Consider the following 4873-nt stretch of genomic DNA (forward strand, 5'->3'; position numbering starts at 1 on the left):
GGCCGGTGGTAGGCGATGTGCATCGCGCGTTGGATAGCATCGGGTCAAGAGGGCCGGACGGCAGGGGGACCTGGCAGGATGAAGGGGCGCTGCTGGGCCACCTGAGATTGGCCGTCATCGATCTGAGCAAAAAGGCCGCCCAACCGATGCAGACGGCTGATGGCCGGCTGGTCATCGTCTTTAACGGAGAGATCTACAACTTCGAGGGGATTAAAGCCAAGATCGGATCGGACTATCCATGGCAAAGCGAGTCTGATACCGAAGTGATTCTGGCGTCCTATCTTAAGTGGGGCCCTGATTGCCTGCAGAAGTTTCATGGCATGTTCGCCGTCGCCATCTGGGACCGTCTGGAAAAAACCCTTTTCGTGGCGAGGGACCGTGCGGGCGTCAAACCCTTCTATTACCATTCCGGAGACGGGGTTTTTGCCTTTGCCTCGCGGCCGCGGGCACTGTTCAAACTGCTTCCGGGATTGTCGCGCGAATTCGACCCCCAGGCCCTGCGCTATTACCTTGAAGCCGGTTACATTCCGGCACCGTTTTCCTGCCACCGGGAGATTCGAAAACTGGAACCGGGTCATTACATGCTGATCCGTTCCAATGGCATTCAAAAATGTCACTACTGGTCTCTTGATGCCGTCCAAATCGACGAACGCCTGGAGAAGGCCGACGAACAGGATCTGATCGATGAACTGGACCAGATCCTCGACAGGTCCATCCGACTGCGAATGGTCAGCAGTGTGCCGGTCGGCGCCTTCTTGTCCGGGGGCATCGACAGCTCTCTGGTGGCCTACTACATGCAGCGGCACGCCGGAGCGCCGGTGAAAACTTTTACCATCGGCTTCGACGATGCAGCTTTCGATGAAAGCAGACACGCCCGGGCCGTCGCCGGATACCTGGGCACGGAACATGTCTGCGAAAAATTGAAACCCGACGATCTGCTGGATTTGATGCCGCAGTATCTGGCCGAATACGACGAGCCGTTTTTCGACTACTCGGCCTTTCCCGTTATGGCGGTGTCCCGACTGGCGCGAAAATATGTCAAAGTCAGCCTTTCCGGCGACGGTGGCGACGAAGCCTTTGGCGGCTATCACTACTATCGAATCGTTCAAGCGCTGGGTATTTTTCAGCGCTTTCCAGATGCCTTGCGACAGAACATGTCGAGACTGACCGGAAAGTTTCCCGATCATCGACTTCGTCTTTTGGCTAGCGCCATGCGCAAGGCCGGGCCGGTCGAGACCTTTGCCTTCATTCGAAGCGTCATCAAGGATTTCGGGTCAGTCCTGTCTGAAGAATTACGTTCAAGCACAAGGTCAATGGCCTCTTTGTTCAAAGAGCGGGCGGATCAAATGCCGACTTTTCTGACACCGGCAGAACTGGGGATGCGTCTGGATATCGCCTTTACCCTGCCTGACGACTATCTTCAGAAAGTGGATGTCGGCAGCATGGCCTTTTCCCTTGAATCGCGAGAACCCCTTCTGGATCACACCATCATGGAGTGGGCGGCCAAGTTGCCCTTGAGATGGAAACTGCGCGGTGGGGTCAATAAGTACCTGTTGCGCAAGCTGGCCTATCGCCATGTCCCCCAAGCCATCCTCGACCGACCCAAGATGGGTTTCGGGGTACCTATGGCCCGTTGGCTTCGCGGCGAACTGCGGTCGTGGGGCGAACGGCTGCTCGTCGACCATCAGGCGATGGACGAGCTGGGGTTGCACCCGCCTGCGGTGATGCGTTTGTGGCGTGACCATCAGGCCGGCTCCCGCGACGCGCACACGATTTTGTGGACGATTTTGATCCTGTTGCAATTTTATCGAAACCAGTCATGAAAGTCGTCATCAACGCCTGGTCTGCCCGGATGGGAGGGGGGCAGACCTATCTGATCAATCTTCTCCGGTATCTGCCAGACCGGCAGGATATGCAGATCTATATCTATGCCCCCGAGACCTTGGCGGTTCCGACCGACGGGTCCGTTACCCGGCTGTTTACCCGCTGGCCAACCGAAAACCCTCTGTCACGCGCTGTTTGGGAGAAAGTGGTTTTCCCGTCGGTTCTCAGGAAACTTGGCGCCGATGTACTGTTCTGTCCGGGAGGTGTGGTGGGCACCCGGGCACCGCGAAGGTGCAAGACGGCAACGATGTTTCGCAACATGATCCCCTTCGATCCTGTGCAGCGGCAAAAATATCCGCTCGGATACCAGCGGTTGCGCAACTGGATGCTCAACCGGCTGATGTTGCAAAGCATGATCCAGGCCGACCTGGTGATTTTCATTTCCGAGCATGCGCGTAAGGTCATTGAAAAAATTGCTAAAACGACGCTGAAAAAAACGGCGGTCATTCCCCACGGCGTCAACCCGCGTTTCAGCACACCCGGTAAGGGCACAACACCGCGCCCCGAATGGCTTCCGGAAGAATACCTGCTGTACGTTTCCACTATCGATTTCTACAAGGCCCAGGTAGAGGTTGTGCGAGCCTATGCCCGATTGAGGCAGATCCGCCCCGCCCGGGAAAAATTGCTTTTAGTCGGGCACGAAACCGCGCCTTACGGCCAAAAGGTGCGCCAAGAAATCGCCAGATTCGGCCTGGAAAAGGACGTGGTGATGGTCGGCACGGTTGCCCATGAACAGATGCCGGCGCTCTATCAGCATGCCAAGATCAACATTTTTGCCTCTCAATCGGAAAACTGCCCCAACATCCTGTTGGAAGCTCTGGCGGCAGGCCGTCCGATTCTGTCTTCCAACCGCCCTCCGATGCCGGAGTTTGGCGGTGATGCGGTGATCTATTTCGATCCTTCATCGCCGGATGAACTGGCAGGCAAGCTTGTTGCGCTTATCGACGATGCCAAAACCATGGCGATGCTGTCGGAAAAAGCCAGGGTGCATTCCATGCGCTTTGACTGGGAAACTGCCGCCATGGGCACCTGGGACGCGATAAAAGCGCTGTCGCCCCAAAAGGACTGAAATCAACGTGCGTGTTTTGATCCTCAGCCAGTACTTCTGGCCGGAAAGTTTCCAGATCAACGATGTGGTCACATCGTTGGTGCAAAAGGGAATCGAGGTCGAAGTGCTCACCGGAAAACCGAATTATCCTTCGGGAGAGATATTTTCCGGATACCGTGCCCGGGGTTGCAATCGGGAAACCCATGGCGGCGTCCCGATTCATCGCATTCCACTGGTGGCCCGCGGCAGCGGCGGCTGGCGCCTTGCGCTCAACTATGCCTCTTTTGTCTTGTCCGGTCTGCTGTTTGCACCGGTGATGCTTCGCAAGCAACGATTCGATGCGGTCCTGGTATATGCCCCCTCACCGATTCTGCAAACCATTCCGGCACTTTTTGTGGCGAGGCGCAAGGGTTGCCCTTTGGTGTTATGGATTCAGGATTTATGGCCGGAAAGCCTTTCGGCCACCGGATATGTGACCAGTCGCGCGCTGCTTGCAATGGTCAGGACTGTGGTGGCTTTCATTTACCGACGATCCGATCTGCTGCTGGTACAGTCGCGAGCCTTTGAAAAACCGGTTCGTGCCTTGGTCCAAGGGACGCCCATCGTGTATCATCCCAACTCCGTGGATGAGGTTTTTGCCCTTCCGCCCAAGGGCGAATTGCCCGCGATTACGGGACTGGATCAGGGGTTTTCAGTCCTGTTCGCCGGTAACATCGGCAGTGCTCAGGCGGTGGAGACGATCGTGGAGGCTGCCTTGCGGTTAAAGAAATACCCGGACATCCACCTTGTCGTCCTGGGAGAGGGAAGCCGCCGGCAATGGATGTTAAGGCAAGTCCGGGCGCACAAAATCGACAACCTGTATCTGCCCGGAAGTTTTCCGGTTGAGACCATGCCCGGATTGATGCAAAAAGCCTCGGCCCTGCTGGTGACCCTGGCCGATCGGGAAATCTTCAGCGCCACCGTCCCCAGCAAACTGCAGGCGTATCTTGCGGCCGGCCGCCCCATCCTGGCGTGCCTCAACGGCGAAGGGGCGAAACTGGTGGATGCGGCCGGGGCGGGGTTGTCGGTATCGGCGGAAAATGGCCCGGCCTTGGCCAGGGCAATCGTGGATCTTTATCAAATGTCGCCGCAGGAGCGGGAGATCATGGGGGCACGCGGTCGATCCTACTACCGGCAATATTTTGCACACGACATGCTGGTCCAGCGGCTGATCGAACATTTGCGCTCTGTCGGCCCACGGCGGAAGGCTTTGGGATGAGAATACTGGTGTTGGGCGCCGGCGGGATGCTCGGCCATACCATGTTCAGACGGTTGGGGGCAAATTCCGCCTGGCAGGTGTACGGAACCTTGCGCTCGGATGGCGCCAAACGTTTTTTCCCCGCCGAGATGGGCGCGCGATTGTTGACCGGGGTTGATGTCGAACATCACGATACCTTGGTGCAGGCTTTCGTCCATACCCGACCGGATACGGTGATTAACTGCGTCGGTTTGATCAAACAACTGGCCGCTGCCCAAGATCCGCTCAAGACAATTCCCGTCAATGCCCTCCTGCCCCATCGGCTGGCCGGATTGTGCCAACTGGCCGGAGCCCGGTTGGTGCACGTGAGCACCGATTGCGTCTTTTCAGGAAAAAAGGGGAACTATCGCGAAACCGATCCTTCGGATGCCTCCGACCTCTACGGCCAATCCAAACTTTTAGGGGAAGTGATCTATCCGCATACCATTACCCTGCGGACCTCCATGATCGGTCATGAATTGGCAGGCACCCATGGACTGCTGGGCTGGTTTCTCGCCCAACAAGGTCGGATCAAGGGATATACGCGGGCGGTTTTTTCGGGGCTGCCCACCGTTGAGCTCGCCCGGGTGGTGCGCGATGTCGTGTTGCCGCGGCCTGAGCTGTCGGGCCTTTATCACGTGGCCGGGGCACCGATAGCCAAGTAC

General features: G+C 57.4%; 4 protein-coding genes. All 4 read left to right on the forward strand.

Translation table 11 applies throughout. The features are described from left to right. Window positions 1–1823: asparagine synthase (glutamine-hydrolyzing) (gene asnB, locus R6V78_RS00555; protein ID WP_410287365.1), on the forward strand; the 1823-nt coding region annotated here is incomplete at its 5' end. After that, on the forward strand, window positions 1820–2953 hold the full coding sequence (locus R6V78_RS00560; RefSeq protein WP_410287366.1) for a glycosyltransferase family 4 protein: 1134 nt from the start codon (window positions 1820–1822) through the stop codon (window positions 2951–2953). The genes asnB and R6V78_RS00560, both read left to right, overlap by 4 nt. Before the next feature lie 7 nt (window positions 2954–2960). Next, window positions 2961–4190, forward strand: coding sequence for a glycosyltransferase family 4 protein (locus R6V78_RS00565; protein WP_410287367.1), 1230 nt, complete (start codon window positions 2961–2963; stop codon window positions 4188–4190). Next, on the forward strand, window positions 4187–4873 hold a 687-nt coding region (locus R6V78_RS00570; RefSeq protein WP_410287368.1), incomplete at its 3' end, for a dTDP-4-dehydrorhamnose reductase family protein. The genes R6V78_RS00565 and R6V78_RS00570, both read left to right, overlap by 4 nt.

Origin of the sequence: Desulfosarcina sp. (assembly GCF_046496365.1) — a bacterium.
Classification (GTDB): domain Bacteria; phylum Desulfobacterota; class Desulfobacteria; order Desulfobacterales; family Desulfosarcinaceae; genus Desulfosarcina.